At 38.8% G+C, this 19,196-nt stretch carries 19 protein-coding genes; all 19 read left to right on the top strand.

Going from position 1 to position 19,196, the window contains the following annotated elements; all coding sequences use genetic code 11:
- Positions 1–83 precede the first annotated feature (83 nt).
- The 19 genes from rplS (at position 84) to fliF (ending at position 19,191) form a co-directional block, all read left to right on the top strand.
- The gene (gene rplS / locus NQZ71_RS14980) at positions 84–428 is read left to right on the top strand and encodes a 50S ribosomal protein L19 (protein ID WP_127734629.1); all 345 of its coding nucleotides are present in this window, start codon (positions 84–86) and stop codon (positions 426–428) included.
- A 269-nt stretch (positions 429–697) separates the two neighbouring features.
- Positions 698–1,252 (top strand): signal peptidase I, encoded by a 555-nt coding sequence (gene lepB, locus NQZ71_RS14975; protein ID WP_144452411.1) that lies wholly within the window; start codon positions 698–700, stop codon positions 1,250–1,252.
- Between the two features lie 49 nt (positions 1,253–1,301).
- Positions 1,302–2,171 (top strand): ribosome biogenesis GTPase YlqF, encoded by an 870-nt coding sequence (gene ylqF, locus NQZ71_RS14970; protein ID WP_144452412.1) that lies wholly within the window; start codon positions 1,302–1,304, stop codon positions 2,169–2,171.
- Between the two features lie 150 nt (positions 2,172–2,321).
- Positions 2,322–3,107, top strand: a complete 786-nt coding sequence (locus NQZ71_RS14965) for a ribonuclease HII (RefSeq protein ID WP_275004963.1) — start codon at positions 2,322–2,324, stop codon at positions 3,105–3,107.
- Positions 3,108–4,382: a hypothetical protein gene (locus NQZ71_RS14960; RefSeq protein ID WP_260054173.1), complete on the top strand. Its 1,275-nt coding sequence runs from the start codon at positions 3,108–3,110 to the stop codon at positions 4,380–4,382.
- The gene (locus tag NQZ71_RS14955; RefSeq protein WP_144452415.1) at positions 4,379–4,669 is read left to right on the top strand and encodes an EscU/YscU/HrcU family type III secretion system export apparatus switch protein; all 291 of its coding nucleotides are present in this window, start codon (positions 4,379–4,381) and stop codon (positions 4,667–4,669) included. Before NQZ71_RS14960 ends, NQZ71_RS14955 begins: the two co-directional genes overlap by 4 nt.
- 323 nt (positions 4,670–4,992) lie before the next feature.
- On the top strand, positions 4,993–6,186 hold the full coding sequence (gene sucC, locus NQZ71_RS14950; protein WP_144452416.1) for an ADP-forming succinate--CoA ligase subunit beta: 1,194 nt from the start codon (positions 4,993–4,995) through the stop codon (positions 6,184–6,186).
- The gene (gene sucD, locus NQZ71_RS14945; RefSeq protein WP_144452417.1) at positions 6,167–7,090 is read left to right on the top strand and encodes a succinate--CoA ligase subunit alpha; all 924 of its coding nucleotides are present in this window, start codon (positions 6,167–6,169) and stop codon (positions 7,088–7,090) included. Before sucC ends, sucD begins: the two co-directional genes overlap by 20 nt.
- A gap of 192 nt (positions 7,091–7,282) precedes the next feature.
- The gene (dprA, locus tag NQZ71_RS14940) at positions 7,283–8,146 is read left to right on the top strand and encodes a DNA-processing protein DprA (protein ID WP_317011755.1); all 864 of its coding nucleotides are present in this window, start codon (positions 7,283–7,285) and stop codon (positions 8,144–8,146) included.
- Positions 8,147–8,391: 245 nt separating this feature from the next.
- Positions 8,392–10,470, top strand: a complete 2,079-nt coding sequence (gene topA, locus NQZ71_RS14935; protein WP_144452418.1) for a type I DNA topoisomerase — start codon at positions 8,392–8,394, stop codon at positions 10,468–10,470.
- A gap of 262 nt (positions 10,471–10,732) precedes the next feature.
- Positions 10,733–12,046 (top strand): FADH(2)-oxidizing methylenetetrahydrofolate--tRNA-(uracil(54)-C(5))-methyltransferase TrmFO, encoded by a 1,314-nt coding sequence (gene trmFO, locus NQZ71_RS14930; protein ID WP_144452419.1) that lies wholly within the window; start codon positions 10,733–10,735, stop codon positions 12,044–12,046.
- A gap of 59 nt (positions 12,047–12,105) precedes the next feature.
- The gene (gene xerC / locus NQZ71_RS14925) at positions 12,106–13,011 is read left to right on the top strand and encodes a tyrosine recombinase XerC (protein WP_144452420.1); all 906 of its coding nucleotides are present in this window, start codon (positions 12,106–12,108) and stop codon (positions 13,009–13,011) included.
- A gap of 28 nt (positions 13,012–13,039) precedes the next feature.
- The gene (gene hslV / locus NQZ71_RS14920; RefSeq protein ID WP_127734607.1) at positions 13,040–13,591 is read left to right on the top strand and encodes an ATP-dependent protease subunit HslV; all 552 of its coding nucleotides are present in this window, start codon (positions 13,040–13,042) and stop codon (positions 13,589–13,591) included.
- A gap of 15 nt (positions 13,592–13,606) precedes the next feature.
- Entirely contained in the window at positions 13,607–15,016 is a 1,410-nt protein-coding gene (gene hslU / locus NQZ71_RS14915) for an ATP-dependent protease ATPase subunit HslU (RefSeq protein WP_127736632.1), read from the top strand.
- Between the two features lie 111 nt (positions 15,017–15,127).
- A complete protein-coding gene (gene codY, locus NQZ71_RS14910) occupies positions 15,128–15,907 on the top strand; it encodes a GTP-sensing pleiotropic transcriptional regulator CodY (protein WP_127734605.1) in 780 nt (259 codons plus the stop codon).
- 477 nt (positions 15,908–16,384) lie between these two features.
- Complete coding sequence (flgB, locus tag NQZ71_RS14905) at positions 16,385–16,765, top strand: flagellar basal body rod protein FlgB (RefSeq protein ID WP_144452421.1); 381 nt, start codon at positions 16,385–16,387, stop codon at positions 16,763–16,765.
- A gap of 1 nt (position 16,766) precedes the next feature.
- The gene (flgC, locus tag NQZ71_RS14900) at positions 16,767–17,225 is read left to right on the top strand and encodes a flagellar basal body rod protein FlgC (RefSeq protein WP_144452422.1); all 459 of its coding nucleotides are present in this window, start codon (positions 16,767–16,769) and stop codon (positions 17,223–17,225) included.
- A 9-nt stretch (positions 17,226–17,234) separates the two neighbouring features.
- Positions 17,235–17,546, top strand: coding sequence for a flagellar hook-basal body complex protein FliE (gene fliE / locus NQZ71_RS14895; RefSeq protein WP_144452423.1), 312 nt, complete (start codon positions 17,235–17,237; stop codon positions 17,544–17,546).
- Between the two features lie 58 nt (positions 17,547–17,604).
- Positions 17,605–19,191, top strand: a complete 1,587-nt coding sequence (gene fliF, locus NQZ71_RS14890; protein WP_144452424.1) for a flagellar basal-body MS-ring/collar protein FliF — start codon at positions 17,605–17,607, stop codon at positions 19,189–19,191.
- Positions 19,192–19,196 lie beyond the last annotated feature (5 nt).

Here is a 19,196-nt window from a genome sequence, read left to right as displayed (position 1 = left end):
TTTTCTGCTACAAAAGTCTTATAAACGATGTTCCGCTGCAAGGAATTAGCTGCAAGAGCGTCTGTTGGAAGGAGTTGAAAACGATGCAAAAATTAATAGAAGATATCACAAAAGAACAACTTCGTTCAGATCTTCCTGCGTTCCGTCCTGGTGACACTGTACGTGTACACGTTAAAGTTGTTGAGGGTACTCGCGAGCGTATTCAGGTTTATGAAGGTGTTGTGATTAAGCGTCGTGGTGGTGGAATCAGCGAAACTTTTACAGTACGTAAAGTTTCTTACGGAGTAGGCGTTGAGCGTACTTTCCCTGTTCATACACCAAAAATTGCGAAGCTTGAAGTTATTCGCCGCGGTAAAGTCCGTCGTGCTAAACTTTATTACCTACGTAACCTACGTGGTAAAAAAGCTCGTATTAAAGAAATTCGATAATGCTATCAAAAAAGAGCCTGTTCTTTGCAACAAGCTCTTTTTTATTGCCTATTATTTATTTTTAATTAATAGTCACCTGACTATCCACATAATTTGCTAAAGCATAGCCACCTGGCATTTTACTTCGACTTTTTATTTCGCTACAATAAAGGGAGAGGTTTTGTCTTTGTCATGAAAAATAGACATATGCCTTTTACTGTATTTAAAAAGTATCTGATTTAGAGATACTTAAAAAGAGAGCTTACAAAAAATGAGGATTGGTGAACAAGATGGCAAAGAAAAAGAAAAACGAGATATGGGAATGGGGTAAGGCGTTAGTAATCGCAGTTGTATTGGCCGTTGTGATTCGCTCCTTTTTATTTGCTCCGATTGTAGTGGACGGGGAATCGATGATGCCTACATTACATAATTCAGACCGAATGATTGTAAACAAAGTAAATTACAAAGTAAGTGATCCTAAACGCTTTGATATTATCGTATTCCATGCACCAGAAGGAAAGGATTATATTAAAAGAGTAATCGGCTTACCTGGTGATACAATAGAGTACAAGGATGACGTACTATACGTGAATGGTAAGGCTTATAAAGAGCCATATTTGGATGAATACAAAAAACAGGTTACAGATGGTCCTTTAACAGAATCCTTTAAGCTGGAAGACAAAATTGGTCAAAGCACTGTTCCAGAAGGAGAGTTATTCGTTATGGGTGATAACCGCCGTGACAGCAAGGATAGCCGTCATATTGGGACAATCCCTTATGAAAAGGTTCTTGGCAATACAAGCATGATTTACTGGCCAATATCAGACATTAAATTAGTGAACTAAGAAAAGTTTTATGCTGACAAAAAAGCAGCAGTAATTAGAGGTGGATATTTTGACAATACAATGGTTTCCTGGCCATATGGCCAAAGCAAGACGACAAGTAACAGAGAAATTAAAGCTTGTTGACATCATTTTTGAATTAGTGGATGCAAGAATTCCACAGTCTTCCAGAAATCCGATGATTGACGAGATCATCCAGCATAAGCCAAGAATTGTTTTACTTAACAAGGCAGACATGGCAGATGGCGAAAGAACAAAGCAATGGATTGCTCATTTTAAAAAGCAAGGCATACAAGCACTTGCGATAAATTCGCAGGCGGGTGTCGGAATGAAGGAAATTACGGCATTGGCTAATGTAGTGCTTGCAGAGAAGTTTGATAGAATGAGGGCAAAAGGCGTAAGACCTCGTGCAATCAGAGCGATGATTGTCGGAATTCCAAATGCAGGTAAATCTACATTAATTAACAGGCTTGCCAAAAAGAATATTGCTAAAACAGGCAATACTCCAGGTGTAACAAAGGCGCAGCAATGGATTAAGGTAGGGAAGGAATTGGAGCTTCTTGATACCCCAGGGATTCTCTGGCCAAAATTTGAGGATCAAAGTGTTGGATTAAAGCTAGCATTAACTGGTGCCATTAAGGATACAATTCTTAACCTGCAGGATATCGCTATTTACGGATTGCGATTTTTAGAACAAAAATATCCTGAAAGACTGAAGGAGCGTTTTCAGCTTCAAGAAATACCAGAGGACATTGTTGAGTTCTTTGACAGAATCGGTGAAGTGCGCGGGTGCCTTACAGGCGGAGCTGTTGTCGATTATGACAAGGTTACAGAACTGGTAATAAGAGAAATTAGAAGCGAAAAATTCGGCAGATTAACATTCGAACAACCAAGCGATTTCGATGTGCAAGAAGAAGATTAATAGATAAGACAACCTGTCTTGGCAAAGAAAAGAGAATTGACCATCGTTTTGTTGGGCACTTCTCTTTTTTTAATGGACCATTGTTTAAGGAGCTGTTAAATTAATTCTAGAAAGAGACGATATAAATAGGGAGAAAGGGAGTTACTTAAAGTGGCATTGGCAACATTAAAGGAAATAAAGGAATTACTTGAAAAGATAACAGACAAACATGACCCTTATTGGGAGCGGTTAAAAGAAGACAAACGAGTTGGAGTGCAAAAGCTGATAACTTCTTGGGAAAAGCAAAAGGAAAAGGAAGTGCAGCTGCATAACCGTTTTATAGAGCTTTGTATATATGAAACAGAAATAAGAGAACAAGGGTATACATATATTGCTGGCATTGATGAAGTGGGCAGGGGACCTCTAGCAGGACCTGTTGTGACCGCTGCAGTCATACTTCCTGAAAGCTTCTATCTGCCGGGAATAGATGATTCAAAAAAGCTGTCTGAAGCAAAACGAGAGCAATACTATGAAATTATTCAAAAACAAGCAATTTCCATCGGTGTTGGTATTATCGAACCAGCGGAAATTGACAGGATTAACATTTATGAGGCGACAAAAAAAGGAATGCTAGCAGCTGTCCAAAATCTCGATCAGCAGCCGGACTTTTTGCTGATAGATGCTATGAAGCTAAACGTTCCGTATCCAAGTAAATCGATTATTAAAGGGGACAGCAAAAGTGTATCCATTGCAGCAGCGAGTATTATTGCAAAGGTAACACGAGACGAGATGATGAAAAATCTCGATAAAGAGTTTCCAGCATATTGTTTCGCAAGCAATATGGGATATGGCACTAAAGATCATCTGCTTGCATTAGAGACAGAAGGCTATACGATACATCACCGTAAAAGCTTTTCCCCGATAAAGGAAATGACTACGAGGAATAGGGGCATTTAAATGAATGGCATACGTATTGGACAAGGACTTCCAACAGGTTTGGAGCAAGCAGTTACTGCAAGACCATTAGAGCTTCGCCAAGGTCAAGTAATCACGGGGCATGTAAATAAGTATTTTACGAACAATATGGCAGAAATTCAAGTTGGAAGCCAAAAGGTCCTTGCTGAACTATCGACTGCATTAAACACCGACAAGAACTATTTGTTTCAAGTTCAAGACGGTGATGGAAAGCTGGCATTAAAGGTATTGTCTCCTATAAGCCCTGTCAATAATGATGCTAATACAGACACATTGCTTGAACAATGGTCCTTGCCTAATACAAAAGAAATGAAGCAGCTTACAACAATGCTTTTAAAGGAGAACCTGCCGCTGTCTGGTGAGATCCTCTCTCTTGCAGGCAAATGGATGAAAGAGTCTGCAGACAGCCCTAAAGCTATAGACACAATAAAGGAAATGATCCATAGGGAGCTTCCCTTTACGGAAAAAGTGTTTGCGAGCTTAATGGCTGTTAAAGAAGGCAGTTCAATGAACAGTCTTGCGGGAAAATTATTGAATGAACTGTCTGCTAGTCCATCTGTTTCTCCAGAATTACAAACTGTTCTTAAGGAGCTTGCAACAGGTAAAAATATTGATTTACCCGATGCGAGCGTAATAAAGGACCAGCTGCAAAAAATGCTTCATACCATTGGCTTTTCTTACGAACATGAATTGCTGCATTCAAAAACAGATGGAGGCAAAAGTGCTCCTGAATGGAACCAGCTTAAGCCGCTTCTGCTGGAATTGTTAAAAACGGATGCTCCTTCACATATGAAGGAATTGGCAACTGCTCTTACGGACAAGGTAACAGGCATGCAGCTATTAAGCCAGGAAACAGGTCCAATCATGCAGTTAATGCTCCAATTCCCCCTTCATTTCCAAAATCACTCCATGGATGCTACTATGCAATACAGTGGAAGGAAAACGAAAGATGGAAAGATAGATTCTGATTATTGCCGCATTCTGTTTTATCTTGATTTGGCTCATTTAAAAGAGACAGCAATAGATATGCAAATACAGCACAGAGTAGTAAATATCACAGTCTTTAATAAAAATCATGAAATAGAGCCGCTTATGAAAGGCATGATTCAAGGCTTGCAGGAAAAAATGAAGGGTGTTCAATACACCTTGTCGTCACTGGAGTTTAAATCTTTTCAGGAAGATAAACTGGATAAACCAGATTTAGGGCTGCACAAATTAATGCCTGCCTATTATAAAGGGGTAGATTACAAAGTATGAAGGCAAACGATAAGGAAAGACGGCAAGCTGTTGCCCTTAGCTATAAACAACAGCAGCACTCAGCACCAGTAGTATCAGCAAAGGGTAAAGGGCTGATTGCTGATAATATTATTAAAAAGGCACAAGAAAGCGGTGTGCCAATTCAGGAAGACCCATCACTAGTAGAACTGCTAGGTAAGCTCAACTTGCAGGAGCGAGTCCCTGAAGACTTGTATCAGGCAGTGGCTGAGGTTTTTGCTTTTATCTATAAGCTTGATAAAACATATGGAGCAGAGTCTGAAAACTAGTAGTATAGTCCCCTTTTAAAAGGGGATAATTTTTTTATTGTAAATTAGTGCCTTTTTAATAGACAAAAGTGTTGCTTTTATATAAAATGAAAGCGTAAACAACAGAGTGTTTTTTCCAAAAAGTAAGAAAATATTGTGTTGATAGAGAATATTAATACAGTGTTAAAGATACTTTTAAAAGGAAGGGGTCCTTTTAAATTGGAAAAAATATTTTTTTGTCGAGATGGAAAAAAGCTATTTTTTTTCACACTCGTACATAAGTAAAAGTATGCAGGAAAATCTGGCAAGAAGTGAAAAAGAATTTGCAAAAGGGATGTGGGAGAATGAATATTCACGAATATCAAGGGAAAGAAATTCTAGCATTAAATGGTGTAGCTGTCCCTAAAGGAAGTGTTGCATTTACCGTTGAAGAGGCCCTATTTGCAGCAGAGCATCTTAACAGTGATGCATGGGTTGTTAAGGCGCAAATTCATGCTGGAGGCAGAGGAAAAGCCGGTGGTGTTAAGGTTGCGAAATCACTTGAAGAAGTTAAGCAATACGCAGAACAGATTTTGGGGAGCACGCTTGTAACACATCAGACTGGCCCTGAAGGAAAAGTTGTTAAGCGTTTGCTGATTGAGGAAGGCTGCCGTATCAAAAAGGAATATTATATTGGCTTTGTAGTCGACCGTTCTACTTCTCGTATTGTATTAATGGCATCAGAAGAGGGTGGAACAGAAATCGAGGAAATAGCTGAAACACAGCCTGAAAAAATCATTAAAGAAGTAATTGACCCATTAACAGGTCTTACTCCTTTCCAAGCAAGACGAGTTGCATTTGCAATCAATATTCCTGGTCCTCAAGTCAATAAAGCTGTTTCATTCATGACAGGCCTTTATCGCGTATTTTGTGAGAAGGATTGTTCTATTGCTGAAATTAATCCTCTTGTTTTAACAGAAGATGGTGATGTGATGGCACTTGATGCAAAGCTGAACTTTGACTCTAATGCATTATACAGACATAAGGATATTCTTGCATACCGTGATTTGGATGAAGAGGACGAGAAGGAGCTTGAAGCTTCAAAATTTGACTTGAGCTATATCGCATTAAATGGAAATATCGGCTGTATGGTAAACGGAGCTGGCTTAGCGATGGCCACAATGGATATCGTGAAGCACTACGGCGGAGAGCCGGCGAACTTCCTTGATGTTGGGGGCGGTGCAACGGCTGAAAAAGTTACAGAAGCATTTAAAATCATTTTGTCCGACGAAAAAGTAAAGGGCATTTTTGTTAATATATTCGGTGGAATTATGAAGTGCGATATCATTGCAGAGGGTATCGTTGAAGCAGCAAAACAGGTGAGCCTGCAAGTACCGCTTGTTGTAAGGCTGGAAGGTACGAATGTGGAGCTTGGCCAAAAGATTTTGAGCGAATCAGGCATCAATATCATTTCTGCAAGTTCCATGGCAGATGGTGCTGAAAAGATCGTGTCATATGTACAAAAAGGGGGAGAAATCAATGAGCATATTCATCAATAAAGAAACGAAAGTCATTGTTCAAGGTATTACAGGAGCAACGGCTCTTTTTCATACGAAGCAGATGCTCGAATATGGCACAAAAATTGTTGCTGGGGTAACACCTGGTAAAGGTGGAACAGCAGTAGAAGGTGTTCCGGTTTTTAATACAATGAAAGAAGCTGTTGCAGCAACAAATGCAACAGTATCTGTCAACTATGTGCCTGCCCCGTTTGCAGCAGATGCAATTATGGAAGCTGTTGATGCAGAGCTAGATTTGACGATTTGTATAACAGAGCATATCCCTGTTTTAGATATGGTAAAGGTTAAACGTTATATGGAAGGCAAAAAAACAAGATTAATAGGCCCGAACTGTCCGGGAGTTATCACTCCAGATGAGTGTAAGATTGGAATTATGCCTGGATATATCCATACAAAGGGTCATGTTGGCGTTGTTTCCCGTTCAGGCACTTTGACATATGAAGCGGTTCATCAGCTGACACAGGCAGGAATAGGTCAGTCTACGGCAGTAGGAATTGGGGGAGACCCTGTTAATGGCACAGACTTTATTGACGTGTTGAAGCAGTTCAATGAGGATGAAGACACGTATGCGGTTATTATGATTGGTGAAATTGGCGGAACGGCAGAAGAAGAAGCAGCCGAGTGGGTCAAAGCCAATATGACAAAACCTGTTGTTGGCTTTATCGGTGGAAGAACAGCACCTCCAGGAAAAAGGATGGGTCATGCAGGTGCGATCATTTCAGGCGGTAAGGGAACGGCAGATGAAAAAATCAAAACAATGAATGAATGTGGAATCAAGGTAGCCCCTACTCCTGCTGAAATGGGTGCAACATTGATTGAAGTGTTGAAGGAAACAGATCTTTTAGACAAATGCAAAACGCATAAGGTGGAAGAAAGCAGAGTCTAATTTTAACAAGTAAAAGGCTAGCCTTAGCTTAACGCTGGAGGCTAGCCTTTTTGTGCAAAAAAAAAGACGAGTTTCTTCTATTATATAGAAAATCTTTGGAATTAAAGAGGAGAATTTATTATAATAAAAAGGAGACAGGTAAATGTATTTTTATAATAGTAATTGAATATATACAAGAAAGGGTTGAGTGTGCTGTTACATGATTTAAGAGAAACATTAATTGTCTTGCATCATTGCCGAAAAATGACATGGAAAAGAATTTTTACCATATTGAAAACAGATCCTGGACTTCACTTCCTCCGTGATAGCTGCCATCCATACGGAAACTTACTCGACAAAGAAACCCTCGAAGACTTTTATTCCCACACCATTCATCAACAAATTCAGCAATACACACAGCAAGGAATTCACATAATCACCTATTTTGACCCCTGTTATCCAAGTTTGTTAAAGGAAATATATCAGCCGCCCTGGGTGCTTTATGCAAAAGGAGATCTATCTCTATTACAAAAGCCGAGGCAATTGGCAATAGTAGGCTCCCGTGATGCCACAGTATACAGCAGACACACTTTAAAGGCAATGATGCAAGAGCTTGTTAACGAGCAGGTCGTCATTGTCAGTGGTCTTGCCGCTGGTGTGGATGCTCTCGCACATGAAACGGCAGTCGAATTTAACGGCAAAACAATTGGCATTATTGCCGGCGGATTTGATCATATTTATCCGAAGCATAATCTGCCTTTAGCAGAGAAAATGATGAAATCCCAGCTTCTGTTGTCTGAATATCCTCCAAATACAAGACCCCAAAAATGGCAGTTTCCAATGCGTAACAGAATTATTAGTGGTATAACAAAAGGCACGCTTGTAGTCGAGGCAAAAAGACAAAGCGGCTCGCTAATAACAGCAAATCTTGCCTTACAAGAAGGTAGGGATGTATTTGCTATTCCTGGCAGCATTTTCAGTAAATATTCAGATGGAACGAATGATTTGATTAAGCATGGGGCAAAGCTAGTAACAAATGCAGCAGATATATTGGAAGAATGGGAATTTACAACGTAAATTAAAAGTAGTAATAATAGTATTATGGGAAATAGAATGCATCTATTTTCCATTATTTTTTAAAAAAGTATTGCTATTTTTTACAATCTGTTATACTGTTTGCAACAGATGTAACAATAAATTTTCAAGGATTTCCATTCATATAATAACAGTGTAACCGTTTACTTATTTCGTAATGTTTGACAAAAGCGAACATAGTATACAATAATAATGAATATTTATAATCCCTCTAAGGAGGACGTTGGATGTCAGAGTTTCTAGTAATAGTAGAGTCGCCAGCAAAGGCGAAAACAATTGAACGCTATTTAGGTAAAAAATATAAAGTTAAAGCATCAATGGGACATATCAGAGACTTGCCTAGAAGCCAAATGGGTGTAGACGTAGAAAAAGAGTACGAACCGAAGTACATAACGATACGTGGAAAAGGTCCTGTATTAAAGGAATTAAAAACAGCAGCTAAAAAGGCAAAAAAAATATACCTCGCAGCCGATCCGGATCGTGAAGGGGAAGCAATTGCTTGGCATTTGGCAAACAGCCTTCAGGTTGATGTGGATTCAGATTGCCGTGTCGTCTTTAATGAAATCACTAAAGATGCCATTAAGGAGTCATTCAAGCATCCAAGGCCAATAAACATGGATTTAGTCGATTCCCAGCAAGCAAGACGGGTGCTCGACCGATTGGTAGGCTATAATATCAGTCCGTTGCTATGGAAAAAGGTCAAAAAAGGCTTGAGTGCTGGTAGAGTACAATCTGTGGCAGTGCGGTTAATCATCGACAGGGAACATGAAATAAAAGCATTTGTACCTGAAGAATATTGGTCAATAGAAGGAAGCTTCGCAAAGGGAAAAACTAGCTTTGAGGCAGCGTTTTACGGTTTGAAAGATAAAAAGTTAGAGCTTCATTCTGAAGAGGAAGTACAAAATGTCAAAAACCAGCTTAATGGCAACAAGTTTACTGTTGAGAAGGTAACGAAGAAGGAGCGTAAACGGAATCCTGCGGTTCCTTTTACAACTTCATCCCTGCAACAGGAGGCAGCAAGAAAGCTGAATTTCAGAGCGAAAAAGACAATGATGCTTGCCCAACAGCTATATGAAGGAATTGATTTAGGTAAAAAAGAAGGCACAGTCGGCTTAATTACTTATATGAGAACAGACTCAACTCGAATTTCGGAAGTTGCCCAAACGGAAGCACATGAATACATTACTTCAAACTATGGGAATGAATATACAAAAGAGCAAAACCGTAAAGAAAAGAAAAACGCAAATGCTCAAGATGCCCATGAAGCGGTCAGACCTACAAGCACACACAGAGAGCCTAATTCCTTAAAAGAACATCTCTCTAGAGATCAGCTTCGCTTGTATAAGCTTATTTGGGAAAGATTTATTGCGAGCCAAATGGCACCGGCAGTTATGGATACCATGAGTGTGGATCTTCGTAACGGCGATGTTAAGTTCCGTGCGACAGGTTCCAAAATTAAATTCCCTGGGTTTATGAAGGTGTATGTGGAAAGTACAGATGATGCGGTAGAAGAGCATAACAAACAGCTCCCTGATTTAAAAGAGGGAGATGAAGTCATCAATAAGGATATTGATCCAAAGCAGCACTTCACACAGCCGCCGCCAAGGTATACAGAGGCAAGGTTAGTAAAAACATTAGAGGAGCTTGGCATAGGGCGTCCTTCCACATTTGCTCCTACGCTGGATACGATCCAAAAACGCGGATATGTTGCTCTTGATAATAAAAGGTTTGTGCCGACAGAGCTTGGTGAAATAGTGCTTGAGCTGATACTTGAGTTCTTCCCGGAAATTCTTGATGTCGACTTTACTGCACATATGGAGCAAAATCTTGATAATATTGAGGCAGGGCAAATAAACTGGGTCAAGGTTATTGATAGTTTTTATAAAATTTTTGAACAAAGCCTTGATAAGGCTGAAAAAGAAATGCAATCTGTGGAAATAAAGGATGAGCCCGCAGGTGAGGATTGCGAGGAATGCGGCAATCCAATGGTGTTTAAAATGGGCAGATACGGCAAGTTTATGGCATGCAGCAATTTCCCTGATTGCCGTAATACAAAGGCGATAGTCAAAGAAATTGGCGTGAAATGTCCGAAATGTTCTGAAGGTAATATCATTGAAAGAAAAAGCAAAAAGCGCCGGATTTTTTATGGTTGTGACCGTTTCCCAGAGTGCGATTTCATTTCTTGGGATAAACCTTTACAGCGCCCATGTCCAAAATGTGATAATATGCTTGTAGAGAAAAAGCTGAAAAAAGGTGTCCAAGTCCAATGTGTCGAATGCGACTATAAGGAAGAACCTCAAAGCTAACAAAAGAGTGAGCGCTATATGCTCACTCTTTCCGTGTGTATGAATAACTGTTTTAATGAGATTTAGGACAATTGTCCATAAGTTGAAACTTTTCAAGATGCAAAACGTAGTGTAAAATGCTAAAGGATATATTTTTAGCTTATAATTGTATGGACATTTGCTTACTACTATAAGAATCGGCTAGTGTTAAGCATACATATGCATGATAAGGATTTTTGCGCACTGAGAAGCTTATAGATAATATTAAGTTGGAGGATTTACAATGCAAGATACACAAAAGATTGTTAATGTAATTGGTGCCGGGCTTGCTGGAAGTGAAGCAGCTTGGCAAATTGCCAAAAGAGGAATAAAGGTAAATCTTTACGAGATGAGACCTGTCAAACAAACTCCTGCACATCATACAGATAAATTTGCAGAGCTAGTATGCAGCAACTCATTACGAGGAAATGCGCTAACAAATGCTGTTGGAGTTCTGAAAGAAGAAATGAGACGACTAGACTCCGTTATTATTGATTCTGCGGACCTTTGTGCAGTACCGGCAGGCGGCGCACTTGCTGTTGATAGACATGAATTCGCAGGTAGAGTGACAGAGATGGTCAAAAACCACCCAAATGTTACGGTTATTAATGAAGAGGTTACATCTATTCCAGAAGGGGTAACTGTAATTGCGACAGGACCGCTAACTAGTGCGGCACTTTCAGAAAGCTTAAAGGAACTTACAGGAGAAGATTATTTGTATTTTTATGATGCAGCAGCTCCTATCATTGAAAAAGACAGCATAGACTTAGATAAGGTATATTTGAAATCTCGCTATGACAAGGGAGAAGCAGCATATTTAAACTGTCCGATGACAGAAGAGGAATTTGACCGCTTCTATGAAGCATTGATAGATGCTGAAACAGTACCTTTAAAGGAATTCGAAAAGGAAATTTTCTTTGAAGGATGCATGCCTATTGAAGTAATGGCTTCAAGGGGTAGAAAGACAATGCTGTTTGGACCAATGAAGCCTGTTGGTCTTGAAGATCCAAAAACAGGGAAGCGTCCATATGCAGTTGTTCAGCTTCGTCAAGATGATGCAGCAGGAACATTGTACAATATTGTCGGTTTTCAGACACATTTAAAATGGGGACCACAAAAAGAAGTGCTTCGCTTAATACCAGGTCTTGAAAACGCAGAAATTGTCCGTTATGGCGTTATGCACAGAAACACTTTCATCAACTCACCGAAAGTTCTTAATGCGACATATCAGTTCAGAAACCGTCCTAATCTTTTCTTTGCTGGACAAATGACAGGCGTAGAAGGCTATGTGGAATCGGCAGCAAGCGGTCTTGTTGCAGGTATTAATGCAGCGAAGCTTGTAAATGGTGAACCGTTGATCCAATTCCCAGTCGAAACAGCTATTGGCAGCATGGCGAATTATATCACGAAGACGAACGCGAAAACTTTCCAGCCGATGAATGCTAACTTTGGACTTTTCCCTGAGCTACCAACTAGAATAAAAGGGAAAAAGGAAAGGTATGAACAGCACGCTAACAGAGCGTTAGAAACAATTCAGAACTTTATGAAGAATGTGTAAATTAATTGCTTGTCGCTACAAAGTATGTTAATATAGTGAAGCCGTTGTGAGGTGAAGCAATGAATAAGGAACAAAACGCTTTCTTGAACCTGTTTATTGAATACTTGAAGATTGAAAAAAACTGCTCACCGTATACGATTGATGTCTATAAAAAGGATATACAGCAATTTTCCCTTTTTATGTCCAAGCAATTGCTTGGGCATGTGAAGGAAGTAAGCGCACAGGATGTGCGGATTTTTTTGACAGAGCTGTTCAATGAGGAGCTTGCAAGAAAATCTATTGCCCGTAAAATATCTAGTCTTCGGAGCTTTTACCGATTTTTAGCTAGAGAGAATATAGTGGAAAGCAATCCCTTTGCAGTTGTCAGTATACCGAAGCTGGAAAGCAGACTGCCAGATTTCTTTTATGAAGAGGAATTGCAGCATATTTTTCGTTCATGTGATACGACAAGCATGCTGGGAAAAAGGAATGTCGCCATCCTGGAGCTTCTGTATGCAACAGGAATCCGGGTTGGTGAATGCACAAAAATCGAAATGAAAGATATCGATTTCAGCATCTCGACATTGCTGGTAAAGGGGAAAGGTAAAAAGGAGCGGTATGTTCCATTTGGCAGCTTTGCCCATACCGCCCTTGAATCTTACATAGAGAACAGCAGAAGTAAGCTGATGGATAAAAACAAGACGAATCATCCCTTTTTGTTTGTCAATTATAAAGGGGGACCGCTCACTGAAAACGGTGTGCGCGATATTCTTAACAGAATGATGGAATCGTCTGCTACGAAAGGCAAAATCCATCCGCATAAACTTCGCCATTCATTTGCTACACATCTCTTGGCAAACGGTGCCGATATGCGGACTGTACAAGAATTATTGGGTCATGCTTTTTTATCATCCACCCAAATTTATACACATGTCACAAGCGACTACTTAAAAAAAACATATATGTCCTTCCATCCAAGGGCATAGCTGTAAATGGATAAAGGAGGAAGTAAAGATGTCTGGACTACCACAGTTTCATGCAACTACTATTTTTGCTGTTCAACATAAAGGGAAATGCGCCATGTCAGGTGATGGTCAAGTCACTTTCGGCAATGCTGTCGTGATGAAACATACTGCAAAAAAGGTAAGAAAACTTTTTAACGGAAAAGTGATTGCCGGTTTTGCAGGCTCTGTTGCTGATGCCTTTACTTTATTTGAGCTGTTCGAAGGGAAATTGGAAGAGTATAACGGGAATCTGCAAAGAGCGGCAGTTGAGCTTGCGAAGCTTTGGAGAAGTGACAAGATTTTACGCAAGCTTGAAGCGATGCTCATCATTATGAATGAAACAGATTTGCTGCTTGTATCTGGAACAGGTGAAGTTATAGAGCCAGATGACGGAATTTTAGCGATTGGTTCTGGCGGAAACTACGCATTATCAGCTGGAAGAGCTCTTAAACAATACTCAGGCGAACATCTATCTGCTTATGAAATAGCAAAGGCAGCTCTTGAAATCGCTGGCGATATTTGTGTATATACGAACAATAATATTATTGTAGAAGAATTATAAGGAGAGGATTACTTGATGAATAAGAACACAAGCTTAACACCTCGTCAAATTGTAGAACGTCTTGATCAATATATTGTTGGACAAAAGGATGCAAAGAAAGCTGTTGCGATAGCGTTAAGAAACCGTTTTCGTCGTGGGTTGCTTGATGAAAAGCTAAGGGATGAAATCAGCCCAAAGAACATCTTGATGATGGGACCTACTGGTGTAGGTAAAACGGAAATCGCAAGACGAATCGCAAAAATTGTTAGCGCACCATTTGTTAAAGTGGAAGCGACCAAGTTCACTGAAGTCGGTTATGTCGGCAGAGATGTTGAATCCATGGTAAGAGATTTAGTGGAAACATCTGTGCGAATTATAAAAGAAGAGAAGATGGTTCAGGTGAAAGAAAGAGCGGAGTCTGCAGCGAACAACCGTCTCGTCGACCTAATGATGCCTTCTTCTGCTAAAAAACAAAAAAACTACAGTAATCCGCTTGAAATGTTGTTTGGCGGCGGAAATTCGGAAACTCAAACAGAGGAACCGACTGTGGAAGAATCAAGCAGATATGAAAAAAGAAAAGTGCTTAAAGAAAAATTGGCGCTTGGCGAGCTTGAGAATGAAACAATTACAGTTGAGGTAGATGAGCAGCAGCCATCTATGTTCGATATGCTGCAAGGCTCTGGTATGGAGCAAATGGGTATGAACATGCAGGATGCGTTAAGCAGCTTTATGCCTAAGAAAAAGAAAAAAAGAAAATTGACTGTACGTGAAGCTAGAATTGTTTTGACTAACGAAGAAGCACAAAAGCTGATCGATATGGATGAAGTAACACAAGAAGCGGTCGTACGTGCAGAGCAAATGGGAATTATCTTTATCGACGAAATCGATAAAATTGCAAGCAAAAGCAATGGCGGATCTTCTGCTGATGTCTCAAGAGAGGGTGTTCAGCGTGACATCCTTCCAGTAGTGGAAGGCTCGACAATTGTGACAAAATACGGATCTGTTAAAACAGATCATATTTTATTCATTGCGGCAGGTGCATTCCATATCTCTAAGCCGTCCGATTTGATTCCTGAGCTTCAAGGTCGCTTCCCAATCCGTGTTGAACTTGGTAAGCTTACAGTTGATGACTTTTACCGTATCCTTGTAGAGCCTGATAATGCATTAATTAAGCAATATCAAGCATTACTGCAAACTGAAGGTATAGAAATTGAATTTTCTGACGATGCTATACGTAAGATAGCAGAAGTGGCTTATGAAGTGAATCAGAACACAGATAACATCGGAGCAAGAAGACTTCATACGATCCTTGAGAAATTGCTTGAGGATTTATCATTTGAAGCACCTGAAATTACGATGGATAAGGTATCCATCACTCCACAATATGTGGAAGAAAAACTTGGTGCGATTGCAAGAAATAAAGATTTAAGTCAATTTATTCTTTAAGAATGTGTTAATGCGATTACGTACTCCTAAAAGGATGAAGCAATCAAATGCTGCAGCCATAAAGAAGGAATAAGTGACAGTTTTGGTTTTAGTTAATAGGAGGAAAAGAAAATGGATTTATTGTCAAAAACTCGAAAAATTAATGCGATGCTGCAAAGAGCTGCTGGAAAGCCAGTTAACTTCAAAGAAATGTCTGAGACATTAAGTGAAGTTATTGAAGCAAATATTTTTGTAGTAAGCAGAAGAGGGAAATTACTAGGTTTTGCTATTAACCAGCAAATAGAAAATGACCGTATGATTAAAATGCTGGAAGACCGTCAATTCCCAGAAGAGTACACAAATAATCTTTTTAATATTCAGGTGACTTCAAGTAATTTGGATGTGGAAAGCGAATATACAGCATTCCCAATTGAAAACAAAGATCTATTCAGCAAAGGACTTACAACGATCGTGCCAATCATCGGTGGCGGAGAAAGACTTGGAACATTAATTCTTGCAAGACTACAAGAACAATTCCATGATGATGATCTAATTTTGGCTGAATATGGTGCAACTGTTGTTGGTATGGAAATTCTTCGTGAAAAAGCAGAAGAAATCGAAGAAGAAGCAAGAAGCAAAGCTGTTGTGCAAATGGCGATTAGTTCATTATCTTATAGTGAATTAGAAGCAATTGAACACATCTTTGAAGAATTGAACGGAAATGAAGGACTTTTAGTTGCTTCAAAAATTGCAGACAGAGTCGGTATTACAAGATCTGTTATTGTTAATGCATTGCGCAAGCTAGAAAGTGCTGGTGTAATTGAATCTCGTTCTCTTGGAATGAAAGGAACTTACATTAAAGTATTGAACGATAAGTTCTTGCTAGAATTAGAAAAGCTGAAAGCTAATTAATAAAAAAAAGAACCTTTTCCTACGTGGAAAAGGTTCTTTTTTTTTATTATTAACAGGGAATTAGTGGTAATGAAATAAGTTTTTCTAAGAGAATATTGATTTATCAAGATTTCACATCAACATGATTCGACATTTTTCCAAAATATATCATTTACATTACAATCGTTGTACATTATATTCGATACATAGACAAGATGATTGTTACGCGATAGTTCATTGATACTATAAATTTAGTAGTTCCTAAAGATGAGTTAATCAATATCAAAAATAACAAAAATATACCTTTCTTATTAGTGAAATGATAATTCCTTTAATATTTTTAACTAAAATAGGTCTATTGGATTATTAAAATTGACCTTATTATGATAGACAGATTATTTTTCATTTATTACAATTAAAGACATCATCTGAAAAATATTCGTCATAAAACTGCAAAATTCTACAAATACGATAATTATAGATAATAAGAGGTGTGAGATGAAGCTTTTTTCGAATACTATTTCAACACTAGAAAATGCTTTGAATTATTCAAATACAAAACAGAAGGTTATCTCACAAAATATCGCAAACGTCGATACGCCTAATTATAAGGCTAAGGAAGTAACCTTTAAAAATACATTAGCAACTGCCATGAATGCTAACAAAACTGACAGCAGGCATTTTGATTTTGAAGGATCTACTGGCTCTGTCCAAATAAAGACAGATAAGAACGTTACTTATAATAACAATGGCAACAGTGTTGATATGGATAAAGAGATGAGTGAGCTGGCAGAAAATCAGATTTACTACAATGCTTTAGTCGAGAGAATTAGCGGTAAGTTTAATTCTTTAGAAAATGTCATAAAAGGAGGAAGATAAAATGACGATATTCCATAGCATGAATACAACTGCTTCTGCGCTAACAGCAAACAGGCTGCGAATGGACGTTATCTCCTCTAATATGGCGAATGCAGAAACAACAAGAGGAAAGCTAGTGAATGGTGAATGGGAGCCGTACAGAAGAAAATCAGTGGTATTGCAAGCACAAGAGGGCAATTCATTTGCATCACATTTGAATGCCGCAACAGCAGGCAATTCAGCCACAGGAAATGGCGTTAAAGTAACAAAGATTGCAGAAGATACGGAAACACCTTTTGAAATGGTGTATGATCCGGAAAACCCAGATGCTAATGCCGACGGTTATGTACAAATGCCGAATGTTGACCCATTAAGGGAAATGGTTGATTTGATGAGTGCTACAAGGTCTTATGAAGCGAACGTAACAGTATTAAATGCATCGAAAAGCATGCTTATGAAAACTTTAGAGATTGGAAAGTAGGTATTATAAATGGCGTCAGTAAATCTTCCAGCAGTGTCATCCACATTGCCGTTAACTAACACTTCTGCAACAGCAACCAAAGCGACTGGTTCAGAAGTACAAAAAAGCTTTTCTTCCTTTTTAAAGGAATCAATTAATAATGTTAATAAAGCACAAAATGAATCGGATGTTCTTACAAACAAGCTTGCAAAAGGAGAAGACGTTGATCTTTCGCAAGTAATGATTACATCACAAAAGGCAAGTGTTATGATGTCAGCTACATTAGAATTTAGAAACAAAGCAGTCGAAGCGTATCAAGAAATGATGAGAATGTCTATTTAAGGTCAGTTGAGTTGTGGGCGGTTATTATCATCAAAAATAACGGTAACCGGGGGTAGAGATGAAAGAAAACATGAATAAGTTTTTTAATCCTTTAAAAGAATATTGGACAAATCGTTCTAAAAAGCAAAAGACTGTTTTGGTAAGCGGCATTCTTTTGCTTCTTCTTATGGTATCATTTGCAACTTATTTCTTAACAAAAGAAAATTTAGTTCCTTTATACAGCAACCTGTCTCCGTCAGAAACAGGAAAAATTAAAGAAACACTTGATAGCAAAGGAATTACATCAGAGATTTCAGATGGCGGAAAAACAATAAGCGTTCCAGAAAATGTTGTGGATTCAATGAAGGTGGAATTAGCAGCGGAAGGAATTCCGAATACAGGCAGTATTGATTATTCGTTTTTCAGTCAAAATGCGAGCTTCGGAATGACAGATAATGAGTTCAATGTTATGAAGCTAGATGCAATGCAAACAGAAATTTCTAACTTGATTAAAGGCATCGACGGTATTAACGATGCAAATGTTATGATCACATTACCGAGTGAAGGTGTGTTTGTATCAGATGAAACTGGAGAAGCTTCAGCCTCTATTGTCCTCAACACAAAACCAGGCTATAACTTCTCCGAGAGTCAAATAAAAGGATTATATACACTTGTCGCAAAAAGTGTTCCAAACCTTCCTACTGATAATATCGTCATTACAAACCAAAACTTTGAATATTTTGACCTAAATTCTACAACTAATAATGCAGGTGACACATTTACTGCTCAAAATAACGTGAAAAAACAAGTTGAAAAAGACATTCAAAGACAAGTTCAGCAAATGCTTGGCACATTAATGGGACAAAATAAAGTCATGGTTTCAGTAACTGCAGATATTGACTTTACCCAAGAAAACAGAGAAGAAAACCTGGTTACGCCAGTTGATGAAGAAAATATGAAGGGTATCGAAGTGAGCGCACAAAATATCTCAGAAACATATACAGGAGGTAGTGCTGCAGCAGAAGGTACACCTGAAGCAGAAGATCAGGCAGATACAACTACTACGAACACTGAAACAACTACATCAGGTTCTGGTGACTCTGAGAAAATTGATAACACAATTAATTACGAGGTTAATAGAATTAAAAAGCAAATTGTAGAGAGCCCATATAAAATCCGTGACCTTGGTATTCAAGTTATGGTAGAGCCTCCTACAGCAGATGATCCATCTTCACTTTCACAAGATAGTGTTGACGACATTACAAATATGCTAGGAACAATCGTAAGAACTTCTATTGATAAGACAGAAACAGGCACTCTTTCAGATGCAGACTTACAAAGCAAAATTGCCGTATCTGTACAAGAATTTAACGGAAAAACTACTGCTTCATCAGAAACAACTAGCACGTCTATTCCTTGGTGGGTATACGCAGTTGGTGGAGTATTACTTGCTGTAATTGGTTTATTAATCTTCTTGTTTGTAAGAGGTCGTAAGAAGAAAGCAGCAGAGCCGGAAGAAGAAATTATTTCACCTGTATCCATTCCTGACGTAAATGATGAAGTGGAATCAGAGGGAACACTTCGCAGAAAACAATTAGAGAAAATGGCAAAAGATAAGCCAGAAGACTTTGCGAAACTTCTTCGTACTTGGATAACAGAGGAATAAGGCAA

Source organism: Niallia taxi (genome assembly GCF_032818155.1).
Classification (GTDB): Bacteria; Bacillota; Bacilli; order Bacillales; family Cytobacillaceae; genus Niallia; species Niallia taxi_A.
Note: the sequence above shows the minus strand (reverse complement) of the source record. Positions and strands in the feature narration are given on the sequence as shown.

Coding starts and splice junctions, on each gene's coding strand:
- rplS (WP_127734629.1), top strand. CDS start 84: ATGCAAAAATTAATAGAAGATATCACAAAAGAACAACTTCGTTCAGAT.
- lepB (WP_144452411.1), top strand. CDS start 698: ATGGCAAAGAAAAAGAAAAACGAGATATGGGAATGGGGTAAGGCGTTA.
- NQZ71_RS14960 (WP_260054173.1), top strand. CDS start 3,108: ATGAATGGCATACGTATTGGACAAGGACTTCCAACAGGTTTGGAGCAA.
- NQZ71_RS14955 (WP_144452415.1), top strand. CDS start 4,379: ATGAAGGCAAACGATAAGGAAAGACGGCAAGCTGTTGCCCTTAGCTAT.
- sucC (WP_144452416.1), top strand. CDS start 4,993: ATGAATATTCACGAATATCAAGGGAAAGAAATTCTAGCATTAAATGGT.
- sucD (WP_144452417.1), top strand. CDS start 6,167: ATGAGCATATTCATCAATAAAGAAACGAAAGTCATTGTTCAAGGTATT.
- topA (WP_144452418.1), top strand. CDS start 8,392: ATGTCAGAGTTTCTAGTAATAGTAGAGTCGCCAGCAAAGGCGAAAACA.
- trmFO (WP_144452419.1), top strand. CDS start 10,733: ATGCAAGATACACAAAAGATTGTTAATGTAATTGGTGCCGGGCTTGCT.
- xerC (WP_144452420.1), top strand. CDS start 12,106: ATGAATAAGGAACAAAACGCTTTCTTGAACCTGTTTATTGAATACTTG.
- hslV (WP_127734607.1), top strand. CDS start 13,040: ATGTCTGGACTACCACAGTTTCATGCAACTACTATTTTTGCTGTTCAA.
- hslU (WP_127736632.1), top strand. CDS start 13,607: ATGAATAAGAACACAAGCTTAACACCTCGTCAAATTGTAGAACGTCTT.
- codY (WP_127734605.1), top strand. CDS start 15,128: ATGGATTTATTGTCAAAAACTCGAAAAATTAATGCGATGCTGCAAAGA.
- flgB (WP_144452421.1), top strand. CDS start 16,385: ATGAAGCTTTTTTCGAATACTATTTCAACACTAGAAAATGCTTTGAAT.
- flgC (WP_144452422.1), top strand. CDS start 16,767: ATGACGATATTCCATAGCATGAATACAACTGCTTCTGCGCTAACAGCA.
- fliE (WP_144452423.1), top strand. CDS start 17,235: ATGGCGTCAGTAAATCTTCCAGCAGTGTCATCCACATTGCCGTTAACT.
- fliF (WP_144452424.1), top strand. CDS start 17,605: ATGAAAGAAAACATGAATAAGTTTTTTAATCCTTTAAAAGAATATTGG.